This window comes from Streptomyces sp. NPDC002643 (assembly GCF_053592555.1).
This window is the reverse complement of the sequence record NZ_JBSFVY010000008.1, coordinates 1-13,165: the sequence shown is the minus strand read 5'-3', so window position 1 is coordinate 13,165 and position 13,165 is coordinate 1. Positions and strand designations below refer to the sequence as shown.

The window sequence follows — 13,165 nt, the reverse complement described above, 5'->3', positions numbered from 1 at the left end:
GGGGTTTTACGAAGTCGGGTCGGTGAACACTCCACTGTGGCCGGAGCCCGACGCCCCCGAGAGACTCCAGGTGAGAGCCCCGGCGCCGCCGGCTGATCAGCCCCCGAGCACGTCCCGTACGAACGCGTTGCGGAACTTCCCCGTCGGGTCCAGCGCATCCGCCAGCGCCCGGAATTCACCCGACCGGGGGTAGCGGGAGCGCAGCTCACCCGCCGGAACCGTGAACACCTTCCCCCAGTGCGGCCGCGCCCCGAACCCCGCGAGCGCCTCCTCGACCCGCCCCACCACCGGCAGTACGGCGGCGGTGTCCGCGACCCAGGTGAAGTGCAGCGCGACGGAGTCCCGCCCGTACGACGGACTCAGCCACTGCTCGTCACCGGCGACCGTCCGCACCTCGCAGACCTGCAGCACCGGGGCGACGGCCGCCCGGATGCCGTCCAGCGCCCGCAGCGCCTCCATGGCGTACGCGCGCGGCAGCAGATACTCCGACTGCAACTCGTCCCCGCTGCTCGGTGTGAACTCCGCCCGGAAGTGCGGCAGCCGCTCATGCCAGGGCCCGGCCACCCCGAACTGCCCGGTGCAGTTCACGGCAGGCATCCCCGGCACCGGATGCATCGCCACGGTCGAGGGCTCGGCCCAGGGGAAGTCCACCACCGGCCGGTCCGTCCGCCGCTTCACCCAGACCTGGTCGAACCCGGAGCGCAGCCACCGGGTGAACAGACTCACGCTGTACGCCGACGCCGCCACACCCTCGAAATCCAGCCCGTCGAGCGGAAGATCACCGTAGACCCGCTGGCTCACCTCGAATCCCGGCTCCAGACCGAGGGTGAGCGCGGTGACGACCCCGAGGGCGCCGAGCGAGGTGACGGCGCCGTGGAAGCGCGCGTCGTCGCGCCCCAGGGTGACGACATCCCCCTCCGCCGTGACCAACTCGACCTCGCGCACGGCCGCCGAGAGCGGCCCGTTGCCGTCGCCCGAGCCATGGGTGCCGGTCGCCACCGAGCCCGCCACGGAGATGTGCGGAAGGGACGCCATGTTGTGCAGGGCGAGCCCGTGGGCGTGCACGGCGCGGGCGAGCTCCGCGTACCGGACGCCGCCGCCGACCCGTACCGTACGGGCCGCCGAGTCCACATCGACGGCGGGCGGCAGTGAGGCGAGGGAGACGAGCACCCCCTCGGGCCCGGGCTCGGCGATCTCGTTGAAGGAGTGCCCGCTGCCCAGCACCCGCACCCGCTCGCTGCCCGAGACCAGCACGCGCAGCGCCTCGACCGACGGCGGCCGGTGCAGCTCCTTCGCGCTGTAGGTGATGTTCCGGGCCCAGTTGGTCAGGGTCTCGGTCGTCATACCGGCACTCCTCAGCGGTCCGCGAGCCGTGGTGGTTGTCGGGGCCATCCTCCCTCGCGGCTCCCGGGTGCCGTTCTCGCGCCTTCTCGCCGGCCGATCCCTTCTCGTCGGCCGGTCTCTTCCCGCCGCGCGATCCCGTCCCGCTGCCCGGGCGTCCGGGTGCGTCGCTCGCCGCCGGGTCGCGTCCATTGACCGGCTCGCCGGGCCCCACCTACCGTAGAAAGCGTTTGCCGTCCCTTGATCTCCCCTCCGGAAGGCGTCTTCCTTGCCCGAGCGTCCCCGTGCGTTGTTCGCGATGACCGCCGAGAACGTGCCTCATGTCTTCCCGCCGGAGGTGCTGTCGCGACTGGGGGAGGCCGTGGAGATCGACCCGTCGCTGATCGCCGAGGACTTCAGCGACCCCCGGGTGCGGGAGGCGCTGGCGGAGGCCGAGGTGCTGGTGACCGGGTGGGGCTGCCCCCGGATCGACGAGACGGTCCTCGGCGCGGCGCCGAAGCTGCGGGCGATCCTGCACTCGGCGGGCTCGGTGAAGGGCTTCGTCGCCCCGGCGGTCTGGGAGCGGGGGATCACGATCTCCACGGCGGCCGAGGCGAACGCCCTGCCGGTCGCCGAGTACACCCTCGCCATGGTCCTCCTCGCGGGCAAGGACCTCTTCGCCCACCGCGACCGCCTCCGCACCGAACGCACCTCCCCCGGCTGGGCGTTCGTCCCCGGCATCGGCAACCACGGCCGCCGCGTGGGCGTGATCGGCGCGTCCCGCATCGGCCGCCGGGTGATCGAGCTGCTGCGCCCCTTCGACCTGCGGGTGACCCTCACCGACCCGTACGTCGACGAGGCGGGCGCCGCCGCCCTGGGGGTGCCCCTGCTCCCGCTGGACGACCTGTTGCGCACCTCCGAGATCGTGACGATCCACGCCCCCGACACACCCGAGACGCAGGGTCTTCTGGACCGCCGGGCGCTGTCCCTGATGCCGGACGGCGCGGTCCTGATCAACACCGCGCGCGGCCCACTGGTGGACCACGACGCGCTGACCGACGAACTCCGCACCGGACGGCTCTCGGCGGTGTTGGACGTCACCGAACCGGAACCCCTCCCCACCGACTCCCCCCTCTACGACCTCCCCAACGCCTTCATCACCCCGCACCTGGCCGGCTCCCAGGGCAACGAGGTGGCCCGGCTGGGGCTGGCGGTGGCGGAGGAGGCCGAACTGTTCGCGGCCGGACGGCAGTTGGCCCATGCGATCGACCGCTCGGTGCTTGAGCGCACGGCGTGATCGGCAGGTCTCGGACGGGTGCCGTACCCGGCCGAACCGCCCTCGCCGTATCCGGACCGTTTCTCCGCCCCGGCCGCCCCGGCCGCCCGGCGGTACGGCGCACCGGGGACCGGGGAAACGCCGGTCACCACCCCCGCTGCCATCGGTGCCGCGCTCCCGGCATACCGTGAGGGTCGGGCACAGGCGACCCCTGTGTGACGTCGGAACGCGAGGAGAACGGGATGGGCGGCAGCCGGACCGCGCTGGTGGAGGACCTGATGGAGAGGTTCCCGCACGTACCGAGGGAGGCCGTCTTCAAGGAGGACCTGCTCAGGGGCGGCGTGGCCTTCGACGCGTCCGCGCTCAGCGACAACGAGAGCGGCGATGTCAAGCCGAAGTCGTACTTCATCTTCTCCTTCGACCACGGCACCCTCCCCGAGCTGGGCGAGGCCGCCCTGCGTCGCCCGCCGGAGGAGATCATCCTCACCGGCGGCCCGTACGACCTCAGGCGGACCGTCGTCTCGGTCCGCGTGAACCCGGCCTCGCCGTACCGCGTGGCCGCCGACGAGGAGGGCCTGCTCGGGCTGTACCTCGACGGGAAGCGGATCGCCGACGTCGGTGTGCCGCCGATGCCCGAGTACTACCGGCACACCCTCTCCAACGGGAAGTCCGTGATGGAGGTGGCCCCCACCATCCAGTGGGGTTATCTGATCTACCTCACCGTCTTCCGGGTCTGTCAGTACTTCGGCGCCAAGGAGGAGTGCCAGTACTGCGACATCAACCACAACTGGCGCCAGCACAAGGCGGCCGGGCGGCCGTACACGGGTGTGAAGGACGTCGAGGAGGTGCTGGAGGCGCTGGAGATCATCGACCGGTACGACACCGCCAAGACCTCCACCGCGTACACCCTCACCGGCGGCGCGATCACCAAGACGGTCTCCGGGCGGGACGAGGCCGACTTCTACGGCCACTACGCCAAGGCCATCGAGGAGCGCTTCCCGGGACGGTGGATCGGCAAGGTCGTCGCGCAGGCGCTGCCGCGTGAGGACGTGCAGCGGTTCAAGGACTACGGCGTGCAGATCTACCACCCCAACTACGAGGTGTGGGACGAGTACCTGTTCAAGATGTACTGCCCGGGCAAGGAGCGGTACGTCGGCCGCGACGAGTGGCACAAGCGCATCCTGGACTCCGCCGAGGTGTTCGGCGCCCGCAACGTCATCCCCAACTTCGTGGCCGGCGTGGAGATGGCGGAGCCGTTCGGGTTCAAGACGGTCGACGAGGCCATCGCCTCGACCACCGAGGGCCTGCGGTTCTTCATGTCGCACGGCATCACGCCCCGCTTCACCACCTGGTGCCCGGAGCCCACGACCCCGCTCGGCAAGGCCAACCCTCAGGGCGCGCCGCTGGAGTACCACATCCGGCTGCTGCAGGCCTACCGGCAGACGATGGACGACTTCGGGCTCTCCTCGCCCCCCGGCTACGGCCCGCCCGGACCGGGGAACGCCGTCTTCTCGGTGAGCTCGTTCATGGACAGCCTCCCGGCGGTCGAGAACACCGCGGTCGAGGACACGGCGAAGGCGGCGGAGGTTACAGTCAAGTAACTCCCGTGACGGGTGAGTCGGTTGGGGCTCCTGTCCGTACAACTCCACAGCGAGAACCGGCGGTAACCACATCTGAAGACGTGGCTTGTCAGTTGTGTGGGAACCGTGAAAAGCTCGGGGCCACCGCAAGGTGGTCCCCCCAACTCCCTTGAATCAGAGGGTAGTTGACCATTCTTGTGGACTTCCCCCCTCGCTCTGTGGATGCAGGAGACCCATGCCCGACCTGCCGAAGCCCCAGGACGCCGCCGAGGCCGCGCTGTTCTCGGAGTGCTGGGACGCGGTCCTTTCTTACGCCGATCTGTGCACCTCCGGGTCGATCGCGGCGACCCAACTGGCCTCCGAGGCCTTCACCAACGGCATGCACGAGGCACAGGCGCTGGAGCTGGAGACGGGCGCCGGCCGCGGCGTCGGGCGGCGGACCTTACGACTGCCCCGAATACCGTTCCTGCTGACCTGGGTCAGGACCAGCGCGGCGGTCTGGGAGCGCGACGGCCAGGGCCATCGACTCGACCCCGATCTGCGGCTGTGGCTCAACTCCGCCAAGGCCGCCCGCTACATCGGCCCGCCGCTGCACCGCCCCCTCGCCCTGCGCGCCCTCAGGGACATGCAGGAGCCCGACGCGAACCTGCTGTGGCTGGCCGAGGTCGAGTCGCTGCCGCTGGGTTCGGTCGCCCGCAGGCTCGGCCTCGACCCGGCGGTCGCCCGGGCCGAACTCGACCAGGTGCGCGCCCTGTTCCGGGACCGCTGCCACCGCAATCAGCTCGACATCCCCGTCGACACCGACTGCCACAGCTACGCCCGGCTGCTGGACGCGATCACCCGCTCACCCGGCACCGACACCCCCGACGACCTGTCCCGCCACCTCGCCACCTGCGTGGAGTGCGCCGAGGCCGCCGCCTGCCTCGGGCTGCACGGCGGCGGACTGCCCGCCGCGCTCGCCGGCGGTGTCATCGGCTGGGGCGGACTCGCCTATCTGGAGCGCCGCCGCCGCGCGGCCGAGGCGGGACTGCTGCCCGGCCGGGCGGACCTGACCGGCACCGACCGGGGGCTCTCGCCGGGCCGGGAACCCCGCCCGAGGATCGGCCGCAACGGCCTCCTCGTCGGCGCCGGACTCGTCTCGGTGCTCGCGCTCGCCGTCACCCTGATGCCTTCCGGCGACGACCGGACGGTCGCCGACGGCGCGGTGGCGGGTGAGTCCTCGGTCGTCCAGCAGGACGACGACTCGTCGCTGCCGTCGGCGGGGGAGGGGAGGTCCGCGGCGAACTCCGAGTCGGAGATGCAGAGCACCTCGCGCCCCCAGGAGACCGGCTCCGACCAGGACGACGACAGCAACGAGGAGACCCAGGGCGACGCCTCCACCCCCGCCCGGATCACCCACGAGCCCGTACCGGTCGAGACCGGCGACTCGTCCGACGCCACCTGCCACGCCCGCTACAAGGTCGTCAACGAATGGCCCGGCGGCTTCCAGGCCACCGTCACCGTCACCGCCGACGAGGACCTGGACGGCTGGACCATCGGCTGGACCTACGAGGACGGCCAGCGCATCACCCAGATGTGGGACGGCTCCGCCACCCAGGAGGGCTCCCGCGTCACCGCCACCGCCGCCGACTACAACAGGTCGGTCACCGAGGGCACCACCTTCGGCGTCGGCTTCCTCGGCTCCTGGGACAACGACAGCAACACGGCCCCCGCCGACTTCACCCTCAACGGCACCGACTGCAAGACGGTCAAGTAGGGCAGAGGGCGAGGAAGAAGTGCGGGAAGAACAGCAGGAAGCAGATCAGAAAGTAGATCAGGACGAAGCGCGGAAAGAGGTCCTGGCGCGGATCGCCGAGGGCCGCGTCTACACCGAGTCGGAAGCCGCCTTCCAGGCCCCTCGGCGCCGTACCGAGCAGATCTTCGCGTACAACCACACACCACCGAGCGAGCCGGACAGACGCCGAGCGCTGCTCGTCGAGATCTTCGGCTCGGTCGGTGAACGCACGGTGCTGCTGCCGCCGTTCCACGCCGGGTTCGGCAGCAACGTCCACATCGGCGACGACTTCTTCGGCAATGTGAACCTCACCTTCGTCGACGACGTGGACATCCGCATCGGCGACGGGGTGATGATCGCCCCCAGCGTGACCCTGACCACCACCGGCCACCCCGTCCACCCCTCGCGCCGCACGGACTTCGGCCGCTTCTCCGAGCCGATCGTGATCGAGGACAAGGTATGGATCGGCAGCAACGCCGTGGTCCTGCCCGGCGTCCGCATCGGCTACGGCTCGGTCATCGGCGCCGGCAGCGTCGTCAGCCGCGACATCCCCCCGATGACCGTCGCGGTCGGCACGCCCTGCCGGGTGGTCCGGCCCATCACGGACGAGGACCTGACCACACGCGCTTGACGCTCACGCCCCGGCCGCCCAGCGGTCCCGCGGCGTTGGGGCTGCCGCCCGGTGATCGGCGGCAGCCCATCCACGCGGTGGGAAGGTTCGATAGGTCAGATCGAGAAATCGACCCCCTGGGCGAGAGGGAGTTCACCTGAGTAGTTGATGGTGTTGGTGGCGCGGCGCATGTAGCCGCGCCATGCGTCGGAGCCGGACTCGCGGCCGCCGCCCGTCTCCTTCTCGCCGCCGAAGGCGCCGCCGATCTCGGCGCCCGAGGTGCCGATGTTGACGTTGACGATGCCGCAGTCCGAGCCCTCGTCGGAGACGAAGATCTCCGCCTCCGCCTGGTCGCGGGTGAAGAGGGACGAGGACAGCCCTTGCGGGACGTCGTTGTTGAGCGCGATGGCCTCGTCGAGGTCGTCATAGGTCAGCACGTACAGCAGCGGGGCGAAGGTCTCGGCGCGGACGACGTCCGTCTGGGCCGGCATACGCACGATGGCCGGCTGGACGTAGTACGCGTCCGGGGCCTCGTCCGTCAGCTCCCGGCCACCGCCCACGACGACCGAGCCGCCCTCGGCCGTGGCCTGCTTGACGGCGGAGCCCATCGTCTCGTACGCGGTCCGGTTCACCAGCGGGCCGACCAGGGTGCCCGCGGCCATCGGGTTGCCGATGGGCAGCTTGCCGTACGCCTCGGCCAGGCGTTCGGTGAGTTCGTCGGCGATGCCGCGGTGGGCGATGACACGGCGCATGGTGGTGCAGCGTTGGCCGGCCGTGCCCGCCGCGCTGAAGACGATGCCGCGCAGGGCCAGGTCCAGGTCCGCCGAGGGGGCGACGATGCCGGCGTTGTTGCCGCCCAGCTCCAGCAACGAGCGGCCGAAGCGGTTCGCCACCCGGGGGCCGACGGCGCGGCCCATCCGGGTCGAGCCGGTGGCGCTGACCAGCGCCACGTCCCGGTGGTCGACCAGCGCCTCACCCACCGCCGGGCCACCGACCACGACCTGGCTCACATCGAGCGGCGCGCCCGCCTCCGCCAGGGCCCGGTCGAGCAGCGCGGCACTCGCCCACGCGGTCAGCGGCGTCTGCTCGGACGGCTTCCACACCACTGTGTCGCCGCAGACCAACGCGATGGCGGTGTTCCACGCCCACACCGCGGCCGGGAAGTTGAAGGCGCTGATGACGCCCACCACGCCCAGCGGGTGCCAGGTCTCCATGAGCCGGTGTCCGGGCCGCTCGGATACGGCGGTACGGCCGTAGAGCTGGCGGGAGAGGCCGACCGCGAAGTCGCAGATGTCGATCATCTCCTGCACCTCGCCCAGCGCCTCGGAAGTGATCTTTCCGGCTTCCAGACTGATCAGTTCGCCGAGGTCGGACTTGTGCGCGGTGAGCAGATCACCGAAACGCTTGACCACGGCTCCGCGCGCCGGGGCGGGGATCTTGCGCCAGGCCAGGAACGCCTCACGGGACCGGGCGACCACCTCGTCGAGGCCGACGGGCTCGCACCAGGCGACGCCGCCCAGCGAGCCGCCGTTGACCGGCGAGCGGTGCGGGGCGTCGCCGCCGACGGCGGCCACGTCCACGCCGCAGCGGCGGGCGGCCTCCAAGGCCTGGGCGCCGAGGACGTCGGGGCTGGGAATGAGGGTTCGGGTCATGGGTGGATCAGCTTCCTTACTGGTTGTGCCGGACAGAGGGTCAGACGATGTTGAGTTCGGGCCGCACGTCCGTGCCCGTGAACCGGTCCGCGCTCAGCGCGCTGACGTCCACGAGGGGGGTGGCGCCGGTGTAGAGGTCGCGTATCACCTCGCCGACCGCGGGTCCCATGAGGAACCCATGCCCGGAGAAGCCTGTCGCGTACAGGAAACCGGGCACCTCCGCCGAGCGGCCGATCAACGCGTTGTGGTCGGGCGTCATCTCGTACAGGCCCGTCCAGCCGCTGGCGATGCCCACATCACCGAGCGAGGGGACGCGCCGTTCCATCACCTCGGCGAGGTCGGCGAGCCACTCCGGATCACGGGTCAGGTCGAACCCCCACGAGTCGGTGCGCTCGGACATGCCCATGAGCAGGCCCTTGCCCTCGTTGTGAAAGTAGAAGGAGGTGGAGAAGTCGATGGTGAACGGGGTGTCTGGGGCCAGACCCGGTACCGGTTCGGTGATCACGATCTGTCGGCGCAGCGGCTCCACCGGCAGCGTCACCCCCGCCCACGCGCCGACCTGCTTGGCCCAGGCGCCGGTGGCGCAGATGACCGTGGCGGTGCGGATGGTGCCGCGCTCGGTGTGCACGGCTGTGATCTCCCCGTCCTCGGTGTCGATCCCGGTGGCCGCGCACCCGGTGACGATGCGGACGCCGGCGCGGCGGGCGGCGGTGGCGTAGCCGAGCACCACCGATTCCGGGGTGCAGTGACCGTCGCGGGGCGAGTACAGCGCGCCCACCATGCCGTCGGTGTCGATGAGCGGGGAGAGCCTCTTGGCCTCGGCCACGTCGATGACGCGGCTCGGCACGCCGAGGGCGTTCTGCAACCCGGCGTTCCTGGCGAAGGTGTCCAGGTCCAACTCGTCGTCGAGGAGGAAGAGGTAGCCGACCTGGTGGAGGTCGATCTCCTGCCCGAACTCGGCGCCGAAGCGTTCGAAGGTCTCCAGGCTGTGCAGCCCGAGCTTGATGTTGATCTCGTCGGAGAACAGCGCCCTGACCCCGCCGGCCGCCTTGCAGGTCGAGCCCTCGCCGAGGGCACCGCGCTCCACCAGCACGACCCGTTCGACGCCTGCCGAGGCGAGGTGGTAGGCGGCGCTGAGCCCCATGATGCCGCCCCCGATGATGACGACGTCCGCCACGTCGGGCGGCACATGGCGTGCTGTGGTGGTCACGGGTTCCTCCGGTCGGTGCTGTGGTTGCTGTGCTGGATGTCCGGTCGGCCGGTCACGCCGACGTCCCGCGGTGACGCGGCGGGGCGACTGCGCCGAGCCGCGAGTGAGCGCTGCCGAGCGGGTCGGCGACCTCCTTGCCGGCCGCCCCGTCGTGCTGCTGGGCCATCATGAGCCTCGCTGGTCAGTCGCCGATCAGGCGAGCTTCGCCGGGCTCGGCGGCGGACTCGTCCAGGTCGTTCTCTTTGAGGATCTCGGCCAGTCGGCCGCTTTCGCGCAGCTCGGCGATGTCCTCGTTGAGCGCCTTCAGCAGATCGGTGCTGTTCTTGCGGACGGGGAAGGTGGACTGCGCGCCCTCGGTGGAGGCGGCGACCTCCTCGAAGGATTCCGCGACCTTCACCTTCAGGTCGTCTTCGCCGACGTTGTACACACCAGATCCGTAGCTGTCCACCGCGATGTCGATACGGCCGGCCTCCATGTCCTGGTACATGTTCAGCGGGGAGTTGTAGAGCCGCAGCGAGCCGCCCAGGTACTTCTTGAGGTCGGCGACCCACAGATAGCCGTCGACGGTGCCGACCTTCTTGCCCTTCATCGCGGTGATGTCGCTGATGCCGTCGGACGAGATGATGCCCATCTGGTCGGTGTACACGGGGTCGGTGAGGCCCGCCACCTCGGCCCGCTCCGCGGTGCGGTACCAGTCGCCCGCGGCGAGGTCGGCGCGCCCGCCCAGCACGGCCGGGATGACGGCGGCGGCCGCGGCCGGGGCGATCTTCAGCTCGACGCATTCCATCTCGGCGACCGCGTCCAGGATGTCGCCGTCGACGCCGGTGAGCTTCGCTCCCTCCACCTTGGTGAACGGCGGCAGATCGTATGTGGAGACGGTGAGGGTGCCCTCGGTGAGCGTCTTGAACTCGTGCTTGGCCTCGCAGTCGTCGGCGACGGTGGAGGCGGTGGTCGAGCCGCACGCGGTGAGGAAACCCGCGGCCAGGGCCGTCACCGCCAGCGCGGTGGTCGTACGCTTCAGCATTTCTTCTCCTCGGGATGGTTCTCCGCGGCCAGGGCAGTCACGGCAATCAGGGCAGTCGGGGCGGTCACGGCGTCACGAGCTGATGGCGGTCACGGCCGGAGCGGCCGCGCGGGTCCGGGCCGACGAGCGGGCCGGATCGGCCCGGTCACAGGTGCCTGGAGAGGCGGCGCTCCGCCTGTTCGGTGAGCAGGCTCGCGGGGATCGTGACAGCGGCGTACAGCAGCCCCGCGAGGGTGAGCACGCTCAGGTACTGGAAGGTCGACGAGCCGATCGAGTAGGCGGCGCCGAGGAGTTCGGGCAGCGCGATCGTGTAGGCGAGCGCGGTGCTCTGGAAGATGAGGACGGCGAAGCCCATCAGGGCGGGGATCGCCACCCGCAGCCCCTGCGGGACGATGATGTAGCGCAGCGTGTCGGTCCGCGACATGTTGAGCGCCTGCGCCGCTTCCACCTCGCCCTGCGGCACGGCCTGCAGTCCGCCGCGGATGATCTCGCTGGTGTACGCGGCGGTGGTCAGGCCGAGGCCGATACCCGCCGAGAGGAAGGCGGTGAGGGTCAGACCCGCCTCGGGCAGGCCGAAGTAGACGATCTGCAGCATCACCAGGGCCGGCATACCGCGGCCGATCTCGACCACGGCCACCGCGACCCGCCTGATCAGGGGTCCGCCGGAGCCGTTGGCGATGGCCAGCCCCAGGCCGAGCGGCAGGCCCATGACGAGGCTGAAGACGGTCAGCTGCAGGCTGATCCACAGGCCGTCGAGGAGAGCGGGAAGGAAGCCGGCCCAGTCGTGGAGGAACGTCATCGCGCGACTCGCTTCCGCAGGTGCGCGTCGAGGGAGCGGGCTCCCCAGGCGCACAGGACCGACATGGTGATGTAGACGGCTCCGACGAGCAGGAACGGACCGATGGCGTCGGTGGTGGAGCGCGACTGATCGTTCGCCCAGTACATGAGCTCGGTGACACCGATGGTGAACACGACCGACGAGTCCTTGATCAGACCGATGGCGTACGTGGCGGCGGCGGGGATGGACACTCGGACCACCTGCGGGCCGACGATCCGGGTCAGGGTGTCGCCGCCGGACATACCGAGGGCCGCGGAGGCCTCCCACTGACCCTGGTGCACGGCCGCGACGCCGCCGCGGTAGATCTCGGCCATGTACGCGGCGGAGACGACGCCGAGACCGACGACGGCGCCGGTCATCGGGTCGATCTGGGGCATCGAGGGCCCGAGCCCGTAGATGATGACGAAGAGCCAGACGATCGGCGGGATGCCGCGCAGCAACTCGATGACGCAGCGGGCGGCGAAGCGCACCGGCAGCCTGCCGGAGCGTCGGGCCAGCGCGAGCGGGATGCCGCCGACGATGCCGATGCCCATCGCGGCGGCAGTGAGCATGAGCGTGACCGGCGCGCCCTGGAGGATGGTGAGCAGTACGTCGAGGTTCATCGCTCCAGCACCGCCCGGAGGAACCGGCGGGTGCGCTCCTGCTCCGGTGCGGAGAAGATCCGCTCCGGGGCGCCCTGCTCGATGATGCCGCCGTCGGCCATCACCACGAGGTGGTCGGAGACGTCCCGGGCGAACTGCATCTCGTGGGTGACGACGACCATCGTCATGCCGTCCTTGGCGAGCTCGCGCATGACCGCGAGGACTTCGAGGCCGAGTTCGGGGTCGAGGGCACTGGTGGGCTCGTCGAAGAGCATCACCTCGGGGTCGAGGGCCAGCGCGCGGGCGATGGCGATGCGCTGCTGCTGGCCGCCGGAGCAGCGGCTCGGATACTGGTCGGCCTTGTCGGCGAGCCCGACCCGCTCCAGCAGTTCGCGGGCCCGGGTCTCGGCCGCGGCCTTGGAGCGGCCGAGGACGCGCTCCTGAGGGAGGGCGATGTTGCGCAGCACCGTCAGGTGCGGGAAGAGGTTGAACGACTGGAAGACCATGCCGACCTTGCCCCGCAGGGCCGCCAGGTCCTTGCCGCTGACCGTCTTGCCGACATCGATGCTCGTACCGGCCACGCGTATCCGCCCGCCGTCAGGGCGCTCCAGCAGGTTGAGGCAGCGCAGCATGGTGCTCTTGCCGGCACCACTGGGTCCGATGACGGCCGCGACCTCGCCCTCGGCGACGGACAGGCTGACATCGTCGAGAACCACGTGATCTCCGTAGTGCTTGCGCAGTGAGCGCACATCGATCACGGACTCGGTCAATGTGTTCATCGGTGGTTCTCCTCGTGGCGAAGACAGGACGGGCCCATGAGAGGTGGTCGTCTCGGTACGACCGCCCGTCACACGCGGGCCTGAGAGCGGTCCGCCGCGATCGCCGCGACTGATGTCTGGCGAGTCACATTGCCCGAATGATTAACTTTTGAGGAAGTGGCTCAAGACGCAGGAAGAATTACGCCGGGATAAGCGATGCTTAGGCTGGGTGCGGCGGCCGCGGCGGAGTAGTGAGAAAGCTTGCGGGTACAGGAATCAGCTCGTGAAGCCGCGCCCGCCGCCGCTGTTACGCCCATGTTCCGACCGGGAAAACACTGGCTGATCGGGTTCGAATCGATCACCGGTGCCCAGATTCGAGATCGATATACGCACGCATGCGAGAGGATGATCGCGGCAAAAGTCCTCGGCAGTGGACTCGGCGGAGGTTACTGAGCTTGAACTCGGGTTGTCGTAGCGGCTGACAGGGCTTGATCCTCGCGGTACGCCGTCTTCATGAGGTATGCGCAGGGTGGTGGGCTGAC

The 13,165-nt window shown here is 70.3% G+C and carries 11 protein-coding genes; 4 read left to right on the top strand and 7 right to left on the bottom strand.

All coding sequences use genetic code 11. The features are described from left to right. Positions 1 to 96 precede the first annotated feature (96 nt). On the bottom strand, positions 97 to 1,344 hold the full coding sequence (locus ACWD4G_RS14065; RefSeq protein WP_451292953.1) for an FAD-binding protein: 1,248 nt from the start codon (positions 1,342 to 1,344) through the stop codon (positions 97 to 99). 265 nt (positions 1,345 to 1,609) lie between these two features. Between ACWD4G_RS14065 and ACWD4G_RS14060 the strand changes: the two genes are divergently transcribed. From ACWD4G_RS14060 to ACWD4G_RS14045, 4 genes are all read left to right on the top strand, one after another. Next, positions 1,610 to 2,617, top strand: coding sequence for a hydroxyacid dehydrogenase (locus ACWD4G_RS14060; protein WP_451292952.1), 1,008 nt, complete (start codon positions 1,610 to 1,612; stop codon positions 2,615 to 2,617). A gap of 221 nt (positions 2,618 to 2,838) precedes the next feature. After that, positions 2,839 to 4,197: a radical SAM protein gene (locus tag ACWD4G_RS14055; RefSeq protein ID WP_451293428.1), complete on the top strand. Its 1,359-nt coding sequence runs from the start codon at positions 2,839 to 2,841 to the stop codon at positions 4,195 to 4,197. A gap of 214 nt (positions 4,198 to 4,411) precedes the next feature. Then, entirely contained in the window at positions 4,412 to 5,932 is a 1,521-nt protein-coding gene (locus ACWD4G_RS14050) for a cellulose binding domain-containing protein (protein ID WP_451292951.1), read from the top strand. A 19-nt stretch (positions 5,933 to 5,951) separates the two neighbouring features. After that, entirely contained in the window at positions 5,952 to 6,581 is a 630-nt protein-coding gene (locus ACWD4G_RS14045; protein WP_451292950.1) for a sugar O-acetyltransferase, read from the top strand. Positions 6,582 to 6,676: 95 nt separating this feature from the next. Here the strand turns inward: ACWD4G_RS14045 and amaB are convergent, their stop codons facing one another. From amaB to ACWD4G_RS14015, 6 genes are all read right to left on the bottom strand, one after another. Next, positions 6,677 to 8,212: an L-piperidine-6-carboxylate dehydrogenase gene (gene amaB, locus ACWD4G_RS14040; protein ID WP_451292949.1), complete on the bottom strand. Its 1,536-nt coding sequence runs from the start codon at positions 8,210 to 8,212 to the stop codon at positions 6,677 to 6,679. Between the two features lie 40 nt (positions 8,213 to 8,252). Then, positions 8,253 to 9,422: an NAD(P)/FAD-dependent oxidoreductase gene (locus ACWD4G_RS14035; protein ID WP_451292948.1), complete on the bottom strand. Its 1,170-nt coding sequence runs from the start codon at positions 9,420 to 9,422 to the stop codon at positions 8,253 to 8,255. A gap of 181 nt (positions 9,423 to 9,603) precedes the next feature. Beyond that, entirely contained in the window at positions 9,604 to 10,446 is an 843-nt protein-coding gene (locus tag ACWD4G_RS14030; protein ID WP_451292947.1) for a substrate-binding periplasmic protein, read from the bottom strand. Positions 10,447 to 10,591: 145 nt separating this feature from the next. Beyond that, complete coding sequence (locus tag ACWD4G_RS14025; protein WP_451292946.1) at positions 10,592 to 11,245, bottom strand: amino acid ABC transporter permease; 654 nt, start codon at positions 11,243 to 11,245, stop codon at positions 10,592 to 10,594. After that, complete coding sequence (locus tag ACWD4G_RS14020) at positions 11,242 to 11,886, bottom strand: amino acid ABC transporter permease (RefSeq protein WP_451292945.1); 645 nt, start codon at positions 11,884 to 11,886, stop codon at positions 11,242 to 11,244. The genes ACWD4G_RS14025 and ACWD4G_RS14020 overlap by 4 nt, the downstream gene beginning before the upstream one ends. Continuing rightward, positions 11,883 to 12,644, bottom strand: coding sequence for an amino acid ABC transporter ATP-binding protein (locus ACWD4G_RS14015; protein ID WP_451292944.1), 762 nt, complete (start codon positions 12,642 to 12,644; stop codon positions 11,883 to 11,885). The genes ACWD4G_RS14020 and ACWD4G_RS14015 overlap by 4 nt, the downstream gene beginning before the upstream one ends. Between the last annotated feature and the right edge of the window lie 521 nt (positions 12,645 to 13,165).